Annotated in this window: 16 protein-coding genes and 2 pseudogenes; 6 read left to right on the top strand and 12 right to left on the bottom strand. The window is 54.8% G+C overall.

The genetic code is table 11. The features are described from left to right. Positions 1 to 130: 130 nt before the first annotated feature. Entirely contained in the window at positions 131 to 370 is a 240-nt protein-coding gene (locus tag FQK12_RS17670; RefSeq protein ID WP_014228939.1) for a DUF333 domain-containing protein, read from the top strand. Here the strand turns inward: FQK12_RS17670 and FQK12_RS17665 are convergent. Both FQK12_RS17665 and FQK12_RS17660 read right to left on the bottom strand, forming a co-directional pair. Further along, the gene (locus FQK12_RS17665) at positions 365 to 709 is read right to left on the bottom strand and encodes a DUF488 domain-containing protein (protein ID WP_014228940.1); all 345 of its coding nucleotides are present in this window, start codon (positions 707 to 709) and stop codon (positions 365 to 367) included. The two genes, FQK12_RS17670 and FQK12_RS17665, sit on opposite strands and share 6 nt — an antisense overlap. Continuing rightward, positions 696 to 1,205 carry a DUF523 domain-containing protein gene (locus FQK12_RS17660; protein ID WP_014228941.1) on the bottom strand — a complete coding sequence of 170 codons (510 nt, stop codon included), beginning with the start codon at positions 1,203 to 1,205 and terminating at the stop codon, positions 696 to 698. Before FQK12_RS17660 ends, FQK12_RS17665 begins: the two co-directional genes overlap by 14 nt. Before the next feature lie 162 nt (positions 1,206 to 1,367). On the opposite strand from FQK12_RS17660, the gene FQK12_RS17655 reads away from it, so the two are divergent. Then, positions 1,368 to 2,060 (top strand): CTP synthase, encoded by a 693-nt coding sequence (locus FQK12_RS17655; protein WP_014228942.1) that lies wholly within the window; start codon positions 1,368 to 1,370, stop codon positions 2,058 to 2,060. 37 nt (positions 2,061 to 2,097) lie between these two features. Here the strand turns inward: FQK12_RS17655 and FQK12_RS17650 are convergent, their stop codons facing one another. Next, entirely contained in the window at positions 2,098 to 3,282 is a 1,185-nt protein-coding gene (locus FQK12_RS17650; protein WP_014228943.1) for a CynX/NimT family MFS transporter, read from the bottom strand. 97 nt (positions 3,283 to 3,379) lie between these two features. Between FQK12_RS17650 and FQK12_RS17645 the strand changes: the two genes are divergently transcribed. Further along, positions 3,380 to 4,174 (top strand): AraC family transcriptional regulator, encoded by a 795-nt coding sequence (locus tag FQK12_RS17645; protein ID WP_162097192.1) that lies wholly within the window; start codon positions 3,380 to 3,382, stop codon positions 4,172 to 4,174. Here the strand turns inward: FQK12_RS17645 and FQK12_RS17640 are convergent. The 3 genes from FQK12_RS17640 to dgcJ form a co-directional block, all read right to left on the bottom strand. Next, positions 4,158 to 4,604 carry a DUF441 domain-containing protein gene (locus tag FQK12_RS17640; RefSeq protein ID WP_004138309.1) on the bottom strand — a complete coding sequence of 149 codons (447 nt, stop codon included), beginning with the start codon at positions 4,602 to 4,604 and terminating at the stop codon, positions 4,158 to 4,160. The two genes, FQK12_RS17645 and FQK12_RS17640, sit on opposite strands and share 17 nt — an antisense overlap. Positions 4,605 to 4,767: 163 nt before the next feature. Continuing rightward, complete coding sequence (locus FQK12_RS17635; RefSeq protein ID WP_004850011.1) at positions 4,768 to 5,268, bottom strand: YbaK/prolyl-tRNA synthetase associated domain-containing protein; 501 nt, start codon at positions 5,266 to 5,268, stop codon at positions 4,768 to 4,770. Positions 5,269 to 5,301: 33 nt separating this feature from the next. After that, entirely contained in the window at positions 5,302 to 6,798 is a 1,497-nt protein-coding gene (dgcJ, locus tag FQK12_RS17630) for a diguanylate cyclase DgcJ (protein ID WP_014228946.1), read from the bottom strand. 361 nt (positions 6,799 to 7,159) lie between these two features. Between dgcJ and FQK12_RS17625 the strand changes: the two genes are divergently transcribed. Beyond that, a complete protein-coding gene (locus tag FQK12_RS17625) occupies positions 7,160 to 8,317 on the top strand; it encodes a glycosyltransferase family 9 protein (protein WP_014228948.1) in 1,158 nt (385 codons plus the stop codon). Between the two features lie 48 nt (positions 8,318 to 8,365). Here FQK12_RS17625 and FQK12_RS17620 read toward each other — a convergent pair whose 3' ends face one another. Then, a complete protein-coding gene (locus FQK12_RS17620) occupies positions 8,366 to 9,649 on the bottom strand; it encodes a YeaH/YhbH family protein (RefSeq protein ID WP_004138302.1) in 1,284 nt (427 codons plus the stop codon). A gap of 131 nt (positions 9,650 to 9,780) precedes the next feature. After that, positions 9,781 to 11,715 carry a protein kinase YeaG gene (gene yeaG / locus FQK12_RS17615; protein WP_014228949.1) on the bottom strand — a complete coding sequence of 645 codons (1,935 nt, stop codon included), beginning with the start codon at positions 11,713 to 11,715 and terminating at the stop codon, positions 9,781 to 9,783. A gap of 427 nt (positions 11,716 to 12,142) precedes the next feature. Here yeaG and FQK12_RS17610 point away from each other — a divergent pair, with 427 nt between their 5' ends. Next, positions 12,143 to 12,889, top strand: coding sequence for a MipA/OmpV family protein (locus FQK12_RS17610; RefSeq protein ID WP_004850021.1), 747 nt, complete (start codon positions 12,143 to 12,145; stop codon positions 12,887 to 12,889). A gap of 92 nt (positions 12,890 to 12,981) precedes the next feature. Then, positions 12,982 to 13,836 (top strand): aldo/keto reductase, encoded by an 855-nt coding sequence (locus FQK12_RS17605; protein ID WP_014228950.1) that lies wholly within the window; start codon positions 12,982 to 12,984, stop codon positions 13,834 to 13,836. 98 nt (positions 13,837 to 13,934) lie between these two features. Here the strand turns inward: FQK12_RS17605 and FQK12_RS17600 are convergent, their stop codons facing one another. The 4 genes and pseudogenes from FQK12_RS17600 to gapA (FQK12_RS17585) all read right to left on the bottom strand — a co-directional run. Beyond that, entirely contained in the window at positions 13,935 to 14,819 is an 885-nt protein-coding gene (locus tag FQK12_RS17600; RefSeq protein ID WP_014228951.1) for a D-hexose-6-phosphate mutarotase, read from the bottom strand. A gap of 74 nt (positions 14,820 to 14,893) precedes the next feature. Continuing rightward, positions 14,894 to 15,823 (bottom strand): annotated as a pseudogene (gene gapA, locus FQK12_RS17595) (glyceraldehyde-3-phosphate dehydrogenase); the annotation flags it as partial. Beyond that, positions 15,817 to 15,936: pseudogene (locus FQK12_RS17590) on the bottom strand (D-hexose-6-phosphate mutarotase); the annotation flags it as partial. The pseudogenes FQK12_RS17590 and gapA (FQK12_RS17595), both read right to left, overlap by 7 nt. 74 nt (positions 15,937 to 16,010) lie before the next feature. Further along, positions 16,011 to 16,940, bottom strand: a 930-nt coding sequence (gene gapA, locus FQK12_RS17585; RefSeq protein ID WP_261393130.1) for a glyceraldehyde-3-phosphate dehydrogenase, incomplete at its 5' end; no start/stop codon positions are given.

Below are 16,940 nucleotides of genomic sequence, written 5' to 3'. Positions count from 1 at the left end.
TGATTATGGAATGATCTGTTCTCTGGTCAATTCGAGAACAGGGCTACTCTACGATGCAAAAGTGCAGCTAAAATGGAGAAACCGTGGAGATTCAGGGTGAAAGACCGTTTTAAACGATTAAGGAGGGGAAATGAAGGGGATGATAGTCATGCTGCCTCTGGCGCTTGCCGGATGCGCGCAGAGTCAGCCGACGCAGCAAGCACACCCGATAGGGATGGCTAACCCGGCTTCGGTATACTGCCAGCAGCTGGGAGGGAAACAGGTTCCTGTTCAAAGCCCGCAGGGCGTGCGCACCGAGTGCAAGTTACCCAGTGGTGAAACGTTAGATGAATGGGCGCTCTGGCGCCGCGATCATCCGGCTAAGTCATAGCGCTTTCAGCCAGTCAGCCAGCACCTGGGCATGGTTTTGCCGGGTGTTTTTCGCCGCGTAGAGCAGCGTCAGCGGCTGCTGCCTGGCAAGCGCGGCCAGGCGCTCGCCTTCATCGCGGTGGGCTTCCAGCTCCTGGCGATAGCGCTGGCTAAAGTGGGCAAAATCAAGCGTCTCGCCGTGAAAAGCCTTACGCAAATCAGTCGATGGCGCCAGGATTTTGCACCACTCATCGTAATTCAGCGCCTCTTTTTTTATTCCGCGCGGCCACAGGCGGTCTACCAGTATCCGGTAGCCGTCGCTCGCTTCCTGCGGGTCATAAACCCGTTTACATTGAATCATCGTCACTCTCCCTCTGTTCCATCCAGGCAAGCAGCTGCGGCAACTGCTGCTCGGAAAATACCGTTATCCCGTATTCGCGAAGCAGGGCGGCGGCAACGCCGGCACCGGGTTTGCGCTGTCCGTTAAAGGTACCATCATAGATAAACTGACTGCCGCAGGTTGGGCTGCCGTCGGTGAGCAATGCTGCGGTACAGCCTTCCTCCTGCGCTGCTTTTAGCGCCAGCCAGGCGGCCAGCTGATAGCGCGCAGTGACGTCCTGGCCGTCACTTTCAACAATTTTCGCACGGTTTTGCATGACATCCGCTCCCTGCGCGCCAAGGATTTCCGCCGGTAGCCTGGGGATGGGCAATCCGGCAGCCAGCTCCGGGCAGTGGGTGACCAGCCGCCCCTCGCTCTGCCAGCGAGACAGCGCGTTAGCCAGCCGGGCTTTATGGCTACCGTTATAGCGAACCTGAAAGCCCATCAGGCAGGCGCTAACCAAAATTTTGTCCTTCATCATGCATCCATAGCGATTTGTCTGCCCTATACCATAGCGCCAGTCAGACTAAATTACCCGCGTTCAGAAGCAGACAAAATAAGGATTGTGTTCTGCCGTTGAGATCGCTAACCTGAGGCTCCTTGTGTTGCCTGATATTCGCTCTGACATAAGGATCCTGCTATGAACTCCCTCCTGCGTATTGCCCTGGTTGGTGATTACAACCCTGATGTAGTTGCCCATAAAGCGATTCCCCTGGCGATTGATGATGCCGCCGCCGTACTGGAGCTGCCGCTGCGTTATGACTGGCTGGCTACCAGCGAAATAAAGTCCGCTGACGATCTCGCTGATTACGATGCTATCTGGGTGGTTCCCGCCAGCCCCTATAAAAACGCCGAAGGCGCGTTTATCGCTATACGCCACGCGCGGGAAAACAGCATTCCATTCCTTGGCACCTGCGGAGGATTCCAGCACGCGATTATCGAATACGCGCGCAACGTTATGGGCTGGCGGGATGCCGCACATGCGGAAACCGATACCGAAGGCCGGATGGTTATCGCGCCGCTTAGCTGCTCGCTGGTAGAAAAGTCGGACAACATTGAACTGCGGGCCAATACGCTGATCTCTCGCGCCTATGGCCGCGACAGTATTGAAGAGGGTTACCACTGCAGCTACGGGATTGCCGCCGATTTTGCCCGCGAGCTGGAGCAGGGCGACCTGCGGGTTACGGGCTGGGATGATGACGGTGAGATTCGGGCGGTAGAAATGGTGACGCATCCGTTCTTTGTCGCCACGCTATTTCAGCACGAGCGCAATGCGCTGGAAGGCAGGCCTGCGCCGCTGGTTCACGCGTTTTTACGCGCGGCAAGTCAGTGAGCGAACGCCCGGCGGCGGTTGCCGGGCGTTGATATCGCTAGCCGTTGATCTCCCGATCGCGACCGGCCAGCGCGCCAAATATCGCCATCGCAACGGAAATCAGCGCCACGGCGATCAGCGGGATATGCCAGTCGCCGTTGGCATCATGAATTTTTCCCATCACCGGCGGTCCGCAGGCGGCCAGCAGATAGCCCACCGCCTGCGCCATTCCCGACAGCGCGGCGGCCTGGTGCGCCGAGCTGGCGCGCAGCCCGATAAAGGTCAATCCCAGAATCATGGTCGCGCCGGAACCGAAGCCAAAGATAAGCGTCCACAGCACCGCCTGAGCGGGTAAAAACCATAAACCGAGCGCGCTGACTGCGCACATCAGGGCGACCAGCACCGCAATGCCGCGCTGATCTTTCAGCCGATGCAGTATTAACGGGATCGCCAGCCCCGGCGCCGCGGTGGCCAACTGGAGCAGCCCGTGCAGGGAGCCCGCCTGCGCTTCGCTGTAGCCTATGCTTTGCAAAATGGCGGGCAGCCAGCCGATGATGACGTAGTAGACCAGCGAGTTAATCCCGAGAAACAGCGTCACCTGCCAGGCCAGCGCCGAGCGCCAGATCCCGCGGTTGTGGATGGCGCCCGACCCCGTCAGCGGCGCGGTGACTTGCCTGCGCGCCTGCGGTAGCCAGATAAACAGCGCCAGCAGCGGAAATGCCATCAGCATCAACAGCGCGCCGCGCCAGCCCAGTCCGGCGAGCGCCAGCGGAACGACCATTGCCGAACCCAGCGCCGCCGCGCCCCCCATGGTGAGAGAGTAAGCGCCGGTCATTTTGGCGACGTGCTGCGAGAAGTCACGTTTGATCAGTCCGGGCAGCAGAACGTTGCCCAGGGCGATGCCGCAGCCGATAATCGCGGTTCCGATAAACAGCAGCGAGACGAAGGGCAGGGAGCGCAGACCCACGCCGAGGCAAATCAGGATCATCGCCAGCAGCAGGCTACGTTCAATGCCGAATCGGCGGGCGACACCTGCCGCCAGCGGCGAGACCAGGCCAAAGGCCAGCAGCGGCAGGGTGGTTAACAGACCGGTTTGCGCGGTGGTAAGGCCATATTCGCTGCGAATGGCATCAAGCAGCGGCGCGGCGCCGGTAAAGGTGACCCGCAAGGTGGTGGCGATAAGCAGAATACCGGCAATCAATAGCAGATTACGGCGGCCGGCAGAAGGTGAAACAGAATTCATGGCTATCTCAAACAAGAATACGTGGCGCTTACCATAGCCTGTTTGCCGCCTGTTTAAATCAAGCTAAAATGACAGATTATCGCTAAAATCGGACAATATCATGATCGGACTCGGCCTGGACGGCTACGACCCGGACAGCGGCCACGAAGCGGCGGCGGCTTTTCGTATTCAGGTGGTCGCGGACGAGCAGTACATTCCGCGCCATCAGCACCGTAAAGGTCAGCTCATCCTGGCGCTGCACGGTGCGCTGACCTGCGAAGTGGAGAACGCGATGTGGATGGTGCCTCCGCAGTACGCGGTGTGGGTACCGGGACAGGTGCCGCACAGCAATCGCGCGACGCCGGAGGCGCAGGTCTGCTTTTTATTTATTGAACCCCACGCGGCGCCGATGCCGGATTTCTGCTGCACGCTAAAGATTTCGCCGCTGGTGCGCGAGCTTATCCTCGTTATGGCCGAGCGCGGCAGGGCCGAACTCGCTAAACCGGCAATGAACCGCCTGGTGCAGGTGCTGTTCGATGAACTCCCGCAGCAGCCGCAGGAGCACCTGCAGCTCCCGGTCTCCGGGCATCCAAAAATTCGTCAGATGGTGGACATGATGGCCGTCGACCCGGCCCGCTGGCAAACGCTGGCGCAGTGGGCGGCGGAGTTTGCCATGAGCGAACGCAATCTGGCGCGGCTGGTGGTGCGTGAGACGGGCTTAAGCTTTCGCCGCTGGCGACATCAGCTGCAGCTGATCCTCTCCCTGCAGATGCTGATCCGCGGGCAGACGGTACAGCAGACGGCGCAGAGCCTGGGCTATGACTCGACCACCGCCTTTATTACCATGTTTAAAAAGGGCCTCGGGCAAACCCCGGGGCGCTATCTTGCCAGCCTGGCTACGACTTCCCAATAAACAGCGAAATGATCCCGGCGGCGATCAGCGGGCCGACCGGGACGCCGCGGAAGAGGGCGACGCCGAGCACGGTGCCGACCAGCAGTCCGGCTACCAGCTGCGGCTGCGAGCCCATCAGCGCCACGCCGCGCCCGCCGAGCCAGGAAACAAAAACCCCCACGGCAATCGCCAGCAACGATTTCCAGTTCACGAAGGAGTGCAGCAGCGTAGAGGGCGGTAGCGTGCCGCTGGCAATGGGCGCCATCACGCCGATGGTGAGAATAATAATACCGATGGTCAGCCCTTGCTTTTCAATCCACGGAAAGAAGGCGTTGAGCGGGGTGACGCGGACGATAATTAATACCAGGATTGAAATAGCTACGGTGGTGTTATGGCTAATAAAGCCGAGCGCCGCCAGGCCCAGCAGTATTAACAGGGTGGTGTCGAGCATGTGCAGAGGTCCTTGCCAGAATATAAAAAAGAACAGCCCGTTTACTCTACGCATAATCGCGTAAGTAAACAGGTTTTTTATCGCAGACTCGCGATTTGAGGCATCTGCACGATCGATTTTCACCCGCGGCACAATCCGCGCCCTGGCGCAGGAGAGGGAACAATCAGGCTTCGCGATGAAACGCGATCAGTTCCGGACGGGCAATACGCAGATAGTCGGCGGTATCAAGGATGATGGACTTATCAAGCTGCCCGGCGTTGAAGGCGATTTCCGGGAAGCGCTCAAACAGCAGCGGGTCGGCGACCAGGCGTAAAGAGGGGTGGAAGCTGAAAGGGGGAATGGCGCCAAAGACGCAGGCGGTCAGGGCGTCAACTTCCGCCGGACTGGCCAGAGAGGCTTTGCTGCCGCCGACGTATTCGGCCAGACGGGCTAAATCCGCCTGCAGATCGGCGGCAAGGATAGCCAGAACGTGCTGATTAACCCCATGTCCTTTAATTTTACATACCAGCGCTTTCGCTCCCTGACCCAGCGCGGTGCCGCGGATCTTCGACACGGCTTCACACTTTCCGACGGCTTCATGTTCCACGACCCGGTAACGGGCGTGGTCGCGGTTAAGCAGCGCCAACAGCTGCTGATGAATACTCACTTTTACTGGCGCGTTCATGTCGTTTTTTTCCTTAAAAATAAAACCTCAAGATTAATCCTCTCGCCCCGGGTAAGCGTGTTTTTTTTGCTTTTTATTTTCGTACAGCCGGGCATCCGCGATTTTCATGACGTCGGCCAGGCTGTCCCCCGGCGCCATGCTGCAGGCCCCCCATGAAAAATTAACGCGCTGGTTAATGTCAATTTCCTTCAGGTGCTGGCGAATGCGCTCGGGTATATTTTTCGCCTCCTGTTCCTCATAATCGATCAGTATCAGGAAGAACTCATCGCCGCCCAGCCGGATACCGTAATCGCTTTTACGTATGGCGGCGGAAATGGACTGGGCGAGCAGCACGATGGCGCGGTCGCCTTCATCGTGCCCCCAGGTGTCATTAAGGTATTTTAGCCGGTCGCAGTCCAGCGCCATAAACACGATATTTACACCTTGCTCGGTGAGCTTTTGCATACGCGATTCCAGCAGCGAGGAGAGAATTTTTCGGTTGTACAGACCGGTTAAGGAATCACTAATGTTTTCTTTAAAAACGTCGGTATACAGGCGAAAGTGCATGCGTACCAGGTGCAGCAGAACGCCGGTAGATATCAGGTAAAACAAAAATAGCTTCCAGGAGCTCAGCAGAAAATAGGACATATCCAGCGATAGCGAAATGTGCAGGTTTTCTGCGACCTGCTGGCTATGGTGGGCGTAGCTGAAAAAATGCGTCTTGCTGCGGTGAACGCGGATTTCAGACGTTGAGTCCGAGTCCGTTAAGGTGATGTCGAGATAGCGCCAGACCAGGGGGCGGTCGGTGGTATAGAGCAGCTTCTCAATATCGTGACGAGTGACGTCTACCATCACAATACCCTTCAGCCGATCCCGATAATAGACCGGGGTTAAGAACGACAAAATATTCTGTCCGGTTAGCGCGTCAGCATAGATGCTGGAAATTAGCGTACGCCCGCGAAGTAAACCGTTAAGACTGAACTGAGTGATGCCCAGTTTACTGTCGTGAAGAAAGTTCCAGTTATCAACGGGGCTGCTATCTATCTCAATCGGCGAATAGAAATACGCGTATTTATTGTCTAAATCGAGGTAATAGCGGAAGCGTTTATCTGATTTGAACGTTGCCGAATTCAGTGCGGCGATAATATCGCTTTGGGCTATCGCGGCATCAAAAGCCTGCAGCGCCGGGAGATCGTTAATCCACGGCTCGCACGAAGGCTGGGTGGTGCTGAGCGTACCGTGAAGCCCGGGGAAGGTATGCCCGGCGATATTGAGCCCGTATACGTTGCCATTGGTCTGCACGCCAGCGCAGGCCTGTCGGGCCTTTTCGGCCGCGGGATGCGTATCCAGCTTTCGCGAGACCTGGGAGATAACCAGCTGATTTTGATATTTATCGTACAGAAAGGCGGATTCGCCCTTCTCGACGATGTAGCGCATGTATTCCGACATATCCCGATGGCTGGCGACTAATTCATACACCAGAAATGAAGATGTCAGGACAACCACCCCCGCAGAAATGAAATGACGGAGTAATTTATTCTGTAATTTCATGATGATAATTTCGCCAGCACAATTAAGACAATTCTACCATGTGCGGCGCAGGGACGCCACGTTCGGTGGCAGACAGACTGTTTATCTATCCAGTGCCGGACTCGGTCAGTATCGCGCGGCAATGGAAATAAATAGTTTATTAAATATGAGGGCGCTAATGAATGTTGCTGTCGTAAATATCCTGCAAAATCCATTTTTCACTCATTTTATCCTCAATGAAATATGCTGCAATGACGCTGCTATGGCTATCCTGGTGCAGCTAAAAATGAAATAATGTTAATTATCAAGCGAACTTTTCTTATTTTTACCAGTCCTTAGCAGGGTTACAGGCAGTACTATTGAAAGCGGCAATGAGGTTATGATGATGGAAAACGCAGCGGTGCAGGGATCCCCTCGAAAGTTTAAAAAAATAAGGGCGCTAAACAGGCGTCGAAATTATTTTTTTAAGAAAATACGCAATGATCTGCGAGTCTATATCGCTAAAGCGTTCTGGGATAGTCGCGCGCGCCGCGAAGCTGATTTAACCTCCGCGAAAACGGTGCTGTTAATGCGTAATGAAGGTGCGATCGGCGATGTAGTTGTTGATTCAGCGCTGGTTAAATGCCTTCACGAGGCGGGAATGACCGTTGACTTTCTGTTGACCAAATCCAATAGTCAGGTCATGCGGTATAATCCTCGCATTCGCCATATCTATGAAGCCGAGAATGTCGACTCGGCGGATTATTTGCACAAATTTACCCATAACGTTCCTCAGTCAGTTATTACTGAGCTTGCGAATAATAAGTACGATATTGTAATCGACCCGTCGTTGTTTGATATTCCGGTACACAGGATGCTGCTGTTACGACAGATAAAGCCCAGAGCGGTACTGGGTTTCAATAAGTGGCCTTCTATTAAACACTACAGCAAGTCTTTTGATTTTGACTGTGAAAACTGGCACGTCAGTAAGACCTTTTCTTTCATCGCTGATTATCTCCAGCTGGATAAAAAATCTCTGCAATCTTATGATCTGCATATTCCGCAGGATATCAGCCAGCAGGTTCGTGATTATCTGGCGGCGCTCAACGGGCGTAACGTGGTGATTAATATTTTTGCCGGGCATCAGGACCGCAGTATGTCGCAGGCGCAGCTGGCAACGCTTATCGCCAGGCTGTGCGAGGATTATCCGGACGTCAATATCATATTGCTCGATCATCGCAATGAAATCCGGATTCCCCTGCCGGAGAAGGTCTGCGTGAATCCGTTCAAAACGCTGCACCACTGCATGGCGCTTATCGCCGAGGCCGACTTAGTTATCTCGCCGGATACCTCGGTGGTCCATATGGCGGCGGCGTGGAAAAAACCGCTTATCGCGGTCTACAAAGATGTGCGGATGAATAATCGACTCTGGGCGCCGGGGTACGACAACGCGCGGCAGATTATCGTTAAATGCGGCAAGGTATACCAGCTGGAGAGCTTGCCCGACCTGATAATGGCGGAGATTGATCCCGTCACTCTGCAACAGGCGCGAGCCGGGTAAGGCGGGGTAAAAAAACAGCCAGCGTCTGTGCTGGCTGTCCGGAAAGGCTTAACCGTCCGCTTTTGAGGTCTGCTTATGAAACAGTTCACGGAAAACCGGATAAATATCTTCCGGGTCGCGAATATGCTGCATAGCAAAGTTTTCGAAGGTTGACTGCAGGTGTTCATATTCCCGCCACAGCGTCTGGTGCGCGCGCCGGGTTATCTCGATATAGCTATAGTAGCGCACCACGGGCAGGATTTTCTTCGCCAGCAGTTCGTGACACAGCGGTGAATCGTCCGCCCAGTTATCGCCATCCGAAGCCTGCGCGGCGTAGATATTCCACTGCGCCGGGTCATAGCGCTCTTTGACCACTTCATCCATCAGCTTCAGGGCGCTGGAGACAATGGTGCCGCCGGTTTCCTGCGAATAGAAGAATTCGTGCTCGTCGACCTCTTTCGCCTGCGTATGGTGGCGGATATAAACCACATCAACGTTTTTATAGGTCCGGCTGAGGAACAGATACAGCAGGATGTAAAAGCGTTTTGCCATGTCCTTTGTCGCCTGGTCCATGGAGCCGGAAACGTCCATCAGGCAGAACATCACGGCCTGACTTGACGGTTCTGGCCGTTTTTCGTAGTTCTTGTAACGCAGATCGAAAGTGTCAATGAACGGCACGCGGTCAATTTTCGCCCGCAGTTCGGCTATCTCTTTGCGCAGCCGCTCCTCTTCAAGCAGCTGCGCCGGTTCGCTTTTGCTAATGGTGTCCAGGTCTTCTTCCAGCGCGTGCAGTTCCCGGCGTTTACCGGCGGTCATCGCCGTGCGGCGCGCCAGCGAGTTTTGCAGCGAGCGAACGACGCTGATGTTAGCGGGCACACCGTTAGCGGTATATCCCGCGCGATGGGTTTTATATTCCGTCAGCTGACGCTGCTGGTTTTTCTTCAGGTTCGGCAGGGCGAGATCTTCAAAGAGCAGATCGAGATATTCGTCTTTCGAAATCTGAAAAACAAACTCATCCTGACCTTCTCCGTCGGCGCTGGCCTGGCCCTGACCGCTGCCTCCACCGCCTCCGCCGCCCTGAGGGCGCTCAATGCGGTCATTCTGTACGAAGTGATCGTTACCCGGGTGTACGCGATTGCGCAGGCCGCCGCGCCCCTGATGAAACATCGGTTCGTTAATATCGTCCGTTGGGATGGAGACGGACTCTCCGCTCTGAATATCGGTTACCGAGCGCTTGTTTATGGCCTCGGAGATCGACTGTTTTATCTGCGCTTTATAGCGGCGCAGAAAGCGCTGCCGGTTGACGGCGCTTTTATTTTTCCCGTTCAGGCGTCGGTCTATGAACCAGGTCATATGCCCTCCTGTACTGCATTTGCCAACTTATGCCCCGGCCATTCAGGCGCTGAAATATGCCTGGCGCTGAATGTCATTGGGTCTTCGCAGTTATTATTAGCCCGGCAGCCGCTGCCTGCCGGGCTGGTCTATCAGGATGATTTACGTACCCGCAGATACCATTCGCACAGCAGGCGAACCTGCTTGCGGGTATAGCCTTTTTCCATCATGCGGTCGACAAAGTCATCGTGTTTTTTCTGCTCATCGGTTGACGTTTTGGTGTTGAAGGAAATCACCGGCAACAGCTCTTCGGTATTGGAGAACATTTTCTTCTCGATAACCGTGCGCAGTTTCTCGTAGCTGGTCCAGTTTGGATTACGCCCGCTGTTGTGCGCTCTGGCGCGCAGCACGAAGTTGACTATTTCGTTACGGAAGTCTTTCGGGTTGCTGATCCCGGCGGGCTTCTCGATTTTCTCCAGTTCCGCATTCAGCGACTCGCGGTCAAACAGCTGGCCGGTATCCGGGTCGCGATACTCCTGATCCTGAATCCAGAAGTCAGCGTAGGTGACATAACGGTCAAAAATGTTCTGCCCGTACTCCGAGTAGGACTCAAGGTAGGCGGTCTGGATCTCTTTCCCGATAAACTCGGCGTATTTCGGGATCAGATAGCCTTTGAGGAACTCAAGGTAACGCTCGGACTGCTCCTGCGGGAACTGCTCGCGCTCGATCTGCTGCTCGAGGACGTAGAACAGATGCACCGGGTTGGCGGCGACTTCGGCATGGTCAAAGTTAAATACCCGCGACAGGATTTTGAACGCGAAGCGGGTAGACAGGCCGTTCATCCCTTCATCAACGCCGGCATAATCGCGATACTCCTGATAGGATTTCGCTTTCGGGTCGGTGTCTTTCAGGCTTTCGCCGTCATAGACGCGCATTTTTGAATAAATGCTCGAGTTTTCCGGCTCTTTCAGGCGCGACAGAATGGAGAAGCGCGACAGCGTTTCCAGCGTGCTCGGCGCACACGGCGCATGGGTCAGCTCGCTGTTGTTAAGCAGTTTTTCATAGATACGGATCTCTTCCGAGATACGCAGGCAATAAGGCACCTTGACGATATACACGCGGTCGAGGAAGGCCTCATTGTTTTTGTTATTACGGAAGGTCACCCATTCCGATTCGTTGGAGTGGGCGAGGATAATCCCGTTGAACGGCAGGGCGGAGATCCCTTCGGTACCGTTATAGTTACCTTCCTGCGTCGCGGTCAGCAGCGGATGCAGCACCTTGATAGGCGCTTTAAACATCTCGACGAACTCCATCAGCCCCTGGTTGGCGCGGCACAGAGCGCCGGAGTAGCCGTAGGCGTCCGGGTCATTCTGCGCGTAGTGTTCCAGTTTACGGATATCGACTTTACCGACCAGCGCCGAGATGTCCTGGTTGTTTTCGTCACCGGGCTCGGTTTTGGCGATGGCAATCTGCGCCAGGATTGACGGCCACACTTTCACCACGCGGAATTTCGTGATGTCGCCGCCGAATTCATGCAGACGCTTGGCCGCCCACGGCGACATAATCGTCCCCAGATAGCGGTTTGGAATGCCGTACTCTTTTTCGAGGATTTGCGCATCCTCCTGCGGGTTAAACAGACACAGCGGATGGTCGTTGACCGGGCTGCGCTCACCGTTTGCGCTGAGCACATAGATAGGGACGCGCTGCATCAAGGACTTCAGGCGTTCGGCAAGCGATGATTTACCGCCGCCCACGGGGCCCAGCAGATACAGAATCTGTTTCTTCTCTTCCAGCCCCTGAGCGGCGTGTTTTAAGTAAGAAACAATTTGCTCGATGGCATCTTCCATACCGTAAAACTCTTCAAAGGCCGGGTAGCGCGCGACGACCCGGTTTGAAAAGAGACGGGATAGCCTGGGTTCGAGGGCCGTATCGACCATGACCGGCTCACCGATGGCCATCAGCAATCTTTCTGCTGCGTTAGCATAAGCACTGCGATCTTGCCGACAGATGGTAAGAAACTCCTGCAGTGTGAACTCTTCGTCCTTGGCAGCTTCATAGCGCTGGCGATAGTGATCGAATATATTCATGGCATGCCGTCCTTTCGTTTTTAGCACAGGTTGAGAGCCGTTCATATGAATAGTGGGAGCTCCCGGAAGAGGTAAGCTGCACAGCGCTCTCTGAATCTCCAGCAACCCTTATGCCAGGTTGGCGAAGTCTCGGGATAACGTGCCCCGCATTTACTTCTTCTAAATTAAAGCGTAGATGCATTTGGAAAACTTGCATGGCGCAGAAAATCAATTTCAATGACTTATCAACAACTCATCCGGAAAAGCAGCGTCTCATTCCCACTTCGGGTTTCGCCGCGTCATGACGCTGTCATTCAGCTGTCAGCGGGTGGTCATCTGATGATGAGAATCTGGTGAATTCAGTGTAATGACTGGTAAAGAATTTGAGGCATGACGTATACAACGTTAAACTGCCTGCGCTAATAATTTGACAACAGGAATATGGATCGTGACTAAAATCAAACTTCTGGCACTTGGTGTGTTGATTGCGACTTCAGCATCCGCCGTACACGCTGAAGGGAAGTTCACTTTAGGGGCGGGTGTAGGCGTCGTTGAACATCCGTACAAGCAATATGATGCTGATGTTTACCCGGTGCCGGTGATTAATTACGAGAGCGATAACTTCTGGTTCCGCGGCCTGGGCGGTGGTCTCTACCTGTGGAATGATACCAACGATAAGCTCTCCGTGACCGCCTACTGGTCGCCGATGTACTTTAAGCCAGGCGACAGCGATAGCGAGCAGATGCGCCGTCTGGATAAACGTAAGTCCACGGTGATGGCAGGGCTTTCCTACGAACACTATACGCAGTACGGTTTCCTGCGCACCGCGCTGTCGGGGGACACCCTCGATAACAGCAACGGTATCGTGTGGGATCTGGCCTGGCTGTATCGCTATACCAACGGCAACCTGACGCTTACGCCGGGTATTGGCGTGGAGTGGAACAGCGACAACCAGAACGAGTACTACTACGGTGTTTCGAAGCATGAGTCGAATCGCAGCGGCATGCGCAGCTACGATCCGGACAGCAGCTGGAACCCGTACCTTGAGCTGTCGGCTAACTATCGTTTCCTCGGCGACTGGAGCGTATACGGCGTGGCGCGCTATACCCGCCTGTCTGACGAAATTACCGATAGCCCGATGGTGGACAAATCCTGGAGCGGGCTGATTTCAACCGGGATCACTTACTCCTTCTGATAGTGCGTTATTACAGTGCAATTTGTGCATCAAAACAGGGCGTAAAGCCCTGTTTTGCATTACGGTGGTGCAATCAAACACAGGAGCATGTCATGGCAGAAAGGACAATCCGTTTTGGCGAGCATTCAGCGGTTCCGCTCATAGGGCAGGGGACCTGGTTCATGGGCGAAAACCCGGCTCTGCGCGCGCAGGAGTCTGCTGCACTACGCGCGGGCATCGATCTTGGCCTGACGGTGATCGATACGGCGGAAATGTACGCCGACGGCGGCGCCGAAGAGGTTGTCGGCGAGGCCATTCGCGGGCAGCGCGAGCGCGTGGTGCTGGTGTCTAAAGTCTATCCGTGGAACGCTGGCGGTCGCAAAATAGCCAGCGCCTGCGAGGAGAGCCTGCGCCGCCTCAATACCGACTATCTGGATCTCTATCTGCTGCACTGGCGCGGGGACTATTCATTGCAGGAGACGGTTGCGGGCATGGACGCGCTCGTTGCGCAGGGGAAAATTCGTCGCTGGGGCGTATCAAACCTCGATTACGATGATATGCAGGAACTCTGGCAGGCGAACGGCGGCGAACAGTGCGCGACCAATCAGGTGCTCTACCATCTGGCCTCCCGCGGTATTGAATATGACCTCCTGCCGTGGTGCCAGCAGCAGCGGCTGCCGGTGATGGCATATTGTCCGCTGGCTCAGGCCGGTCGACTGCGCAATGGACTTTTAAATCATACCGTTGTGAAAAATATTGCGCAGGAGCGGGGCGTAACCGCGGCGCAGATTCTGCTGGCGTGGGTGATTAGCCACCGGGGCGTAATAGCGATCCCGAAAGCGTCAAGCATTGAGCATGTCAGGCAAAATGCCGCGGTGCTGGATATTGTGCTGAACGATGAGGAGCTTGCGCTTCTGGATAACGCCTACCCGGCGCCGGCCAGAAAAACGCCACTGGATATGGTCTGAACAAGCGTTTAAGAAAAGCCCCGACTTCGCGGGGCTTCAGCCGTCATCCGGCAGATATGGCGCACACGCGGTTAACCCGTGGGCCAAGCTTCCTGGCGTTAGCGTTTCACCACGCGGAGGGTTTGCGTCAGGCGCGAAGGTTTCTCTTCGCTGGCCTTCTGCGTTTCGGTCACGCAGCAGGTTTCTACACAAACGAAGGTCTTGTAACCATCATCCGGCATGTCGCCCATGCTGACGGAAAGCGCCGGGCCCGGGTTCCAGGCCACAACGTTGCTGTTATGATGATGCGTAACGTCGATGTTGCGGTTCAGCGCATCGTCATGAATCACGCTGCAGGTTTCGGCATTCAGATAGACGCGGTCGGTACGGTCGGGAAAAGTCTCTGTGCCGTTGCTTAATACGCCTTCTTCCGCATTTTTCACTTTATCAATATAACGGTCGCCCAGACCGCTGACCTTCACTGCCGCAATGTCGCCGACGTTGAAATAGGTATGCAGGGCAGACGTGGTTTCAAATTCGCCGTGCGCCTCCAGCTCAATTTCGCAGGTTTTGCCCAGCTTAAAGCGCGCCAGCAGGGTGAACTCGTGCGGCCAGTACTGGCGGGTGGCGTCGCTGCTTTTCAGTGCAAAGGTCAGCACCACGCCGTTGTCGTCTTCATCGTGCCCTTTCAGGGCCCACGGCAGGTTGCGGGCGAAGCCGTGGGAGGGCAGACCCTGCAGAGCAGAAGGACCAAACCACGGCCAGCAAATCGGCACGCCGCCGCGCAGGGCAACGCCGTTTTTAAATGGGGTGTTGCCGCTGAGCCACAGGACTTCTTCTTCGCCAGCGGGCTTCCAGGAGAGCAGGTGAGCGCCCTGGAAAGCCACGGACGCTTTCACCTGCGGATGGTCAACGACGATCAGCTCCAGGTCATCAAGCTGGCGGCGGGAAAGTACAGGGGTAAGCTGTTCGATAACCGGGAGGGCAAAAATTTTATTAATCATTACGCAATCCTTTATCTTCAGACAAAAAAAAGAGCGACCGAAGTCGCTCTTACAGATTACTGTCTCATCCCAACTTATTTGGAGATGTGAGCAATCAGGTCCAGAACCTTGTTGGAGTAACCAGTTTCGTTATCGTACCAGGAAACCAGTTTCACAAAGTTGTCGTTCAGAGCGATACCCGCTTTGGCGTCGAATACGGAAGTGCAGATTTCACCGTTGAAATCGGTGGATACCACGTCGTCTTCGGTGTAGCCCAGAACGCCTTTCATTGCGCCTTCGGAAGCAGCTTTGATTGCTTTCTTAATTTCTTCATAAGAAGCAGCTTTTTCCAGACGAACGGTCAGGTCAACAACGGATACGTTCGGAGTCGGAACGCGGAACGCCATACCGGTCAGTTTGCCATTCAGTTCTGGCAGAACTTTACCTACAGCTTTAGCAGCGCCGGTAGAGGACGGGATGATGTTCTGAGCTGCGCCGCGGCCGCCGCGCCAGTCTTTGTGAGACGGGCCATCAACGGTTTTCTGAGTCGCGGTGGTTGCGTGAACGGTAGTCATCAGACCTTCGATGATGCCGAAGTTGTCGTTGATAACTTTTGCCAGCGGAGCCAGGCAGTTGGTGGTGCAGGATGCGTTGGAAACGATGTCCTGGCCTTCGTATTTGTCAAAGTTAGCGCCTTTAACAAACATCGGAGTGTTGTCTTTGGACGGGCCAGTCAGTACGACTTTTTTCGCGCCAGCGGTGATGTGTTTACGAGCGGTTTCGTCGGTCAGGAAGATACCGGTTGCTTCAGCAACAACGTCAACACCCACTTCGTCCCACTTCAGGTTAGCCGGGTCACGCTCAGCGGTAACACGGATTTTTTTACCGTTAACGATCAGATGACCGTCTTTCACTTCAACGGTACCGTTGAAACGGCCGTGAGTGGAGTCATACTTCAGCATGTAAGCCATGTAGTCAGCGTCTAACAGGTCGTTGATTGCAACGATCTCGATGTCAGAACGTTCNCTTTCACCTGCGGATGGTCGATGACAATCAGCTCCAGGTCGTCCAGCTGGCGACGGGAGATCACGGGAGAAATGGTTTCATTCACCGGGAGAGCAAAAATTTTATTTATCATTGTGCAATCCTATCTCTGCAGACAAAAAAAAGAGCGACCGAAGTCGCTCTTACAGATTACTTTTTCATCTCAACTTATTTGGAGATGTGGGCAATCAGATCCAGAACTTTGTTGGAGTAGCCGGTTTCGTTGTCGTACCAGGAAACCAGTTTCACGAAGTTGTCGTTCAGTGCGATACCCGCTTTAGCATCGAACACGGAAGTGCAAACTTCGCCGTTGAAGTCGGTAGAAACAACGTCGTCTTCGGTGTAACCCAGAACGCCTTTCATAGCGCCTTCAGAAGCGGCTTTGATGGCTTTCTTGATTTCTTCGTAGGACGCTGCTTTTTCCAGACGAACGGTCAGGTCAACAACAGATACGTTCGGAGTCGGAACGCGGAACGCCATACCGGTCAGTTTGCCGTTCAGTTCTGGCAGTACTTTACCTACTGCTTTAGCAGCGCCGGTAGAGGACGGGATGATGTTCTGAGCTGCGCCGCGGCCGCCGCGCCAGTCTTTGTGAGACGGGCCATCAACGGTTTTCTGAGTAGCGGTGGTAGCGTGGACGGTGGTCATCAGGCCTTCAACGATACCGAAGTTGTCGTTGATAACTTTAGCCAGCGGCGCCAGGCAGTTGGTGGTGCAGGAAGCGTTGGAAACGATGTCCTGGCCAGCGTAAGCGTCGAAGTTAGCGCCGCGAACGAACATCGGAGTGTTGTCTTTGGACGGGCCAGTCAGAACGACTTTTTTCGCGCCAGCGGTGATGTGTTTACGAGCGGTTTCGTCGGTCAGGAAGATACCGGTTGCTTCAGCAACAACGTCAACACCAACTTCGTCCCACTTCAGGTTAGCCGGGTCACGTTCAGCGGTAACACGGATTTTTTTACCGTTAACGACCAGATGACCGTCTTTCACTTCAACGGTACCGTCGAAACGACCGTGAGTGGAGTCATACTTCAGCATGTAAGCCATGTACTCTGCGTCTAACAGGTCGTTGATTGCAACGATCTCGATGTCAGAACGTTT

This window comes from Klebsiella sp. ME-303 (genome assembly GCF_007910085.1).
GTDB classification, from domain to species: domain Bacteria; phylum Pseudomonadota; class Gammaproteobacteria; order Enterobacterales; family Enterobacteriaceae; genus Klebsiella; species Klebsiella michiganensis.
The sequence above is the reverse complement of the archived record's forward strand: the minus strand, read 5'-3'. Positions and strand labels throughout refer to the sequence as shown.

What these genes read in the sequence shown, in the direction of transcription:
- FQK12_RS17670 (WP_014228939.1), top strand. Translation starts at nt 131, where the DNA reads ATGAAGGGGATGATAGTCATGCTGCCTCTGGCGCTTGCCGGATGCGCG.
- FQK12_RS17665 (WP_014228940.1), bottom strand. Translation starts at nt 709, where the DNA reads ATGATTCAATGTAAACGGGTTTATGACCCGCAGGAAGCGAGCGACGGC.
- FQK12_RS17660 (WP_014228941.1), bottom strand. Translation starts at nt 1,205, where the DNA reads ATGAAGGACAAAATTTTGGTTAGCGCCTGCCTGATGGGCTTTCAGGTT.
- FQK12_RS17655 (WP_014228942.1), top strand. Translation starts at nt 1,368, where the DNA reads ATGAACTCCCTCCTGCGTATTGCCCTGGTTGGTGATTACAACCCTGAT.
- FQK12_RS17650 (WP_014228943.1), bottom strand. Translation starts at nt 3,282, where the DNA reads ATGAATTCTGTTTCACCTTCTGCCGGCCGCCGTAATCTGCTATTGATT.
- FQK12_RS17640 (WP_004138309.1), bottom strand. Translation starts at nt 4,604, where the DNA reads ATGCTCGACACCACCCTGTTAATACTGCTGGGCCTGGCGGCGCTCGGC.
- FQK12_RS17635 (WP_004850011.1), bottom strand. Translation starts at nt 5,268, where the DNA reads ATGAACGCGCCAGTAAAAGTGAGTATTCATCAGCAGCTGTTGGCGCTG.
- dgcJ (WP_014228946.1), bottom strand. Translation starts at nt 6,798, where the DNA reads ATGAAATTACAGAATAAATTACTCCGTCATTTCATTTCTGCGGGGGTG.
- FQK12_RS17625 (WP_014228948.1), top strand. Translation starts at nt 7,160, where the DNA reads ATGATGGAAAACGCAGCGGTGCAGGGATCCCCTCGAAAGTTTAAAAAA.
- FQK12_RS17620 (WP_004138302.1), bottom strand. Translation starts at nt 9,649, where the DNA reads ATGACCTGGTTCATAGACCGACGCCTGAACGGGAAAAATAAAAGCGCC.
- yeaG (WP_014228949.1), bottom strand. Translation starts at nt 11,715, where the DNA reads ATGAATATATTCGATCACTATCGCCAGCGCTATGAAGCTGCCAAGGAC.
- FQK12_RS17605 (WP_014228950.1), top strand. Translation starts at nt 12,982, where the DNA reads ATGGCAGAAAGGACAATCCGTTTTGGCGAGCATTCAGCGGTTCCGCTC.
- FQK12_RS17600 (WP_014228951.1), bottom strand. Translation starts at nt 14,819, where the DNA reads ATGATTAATAAAATTTTTGCCCTCCCGGTTATCGAACAGCTTACCCCT.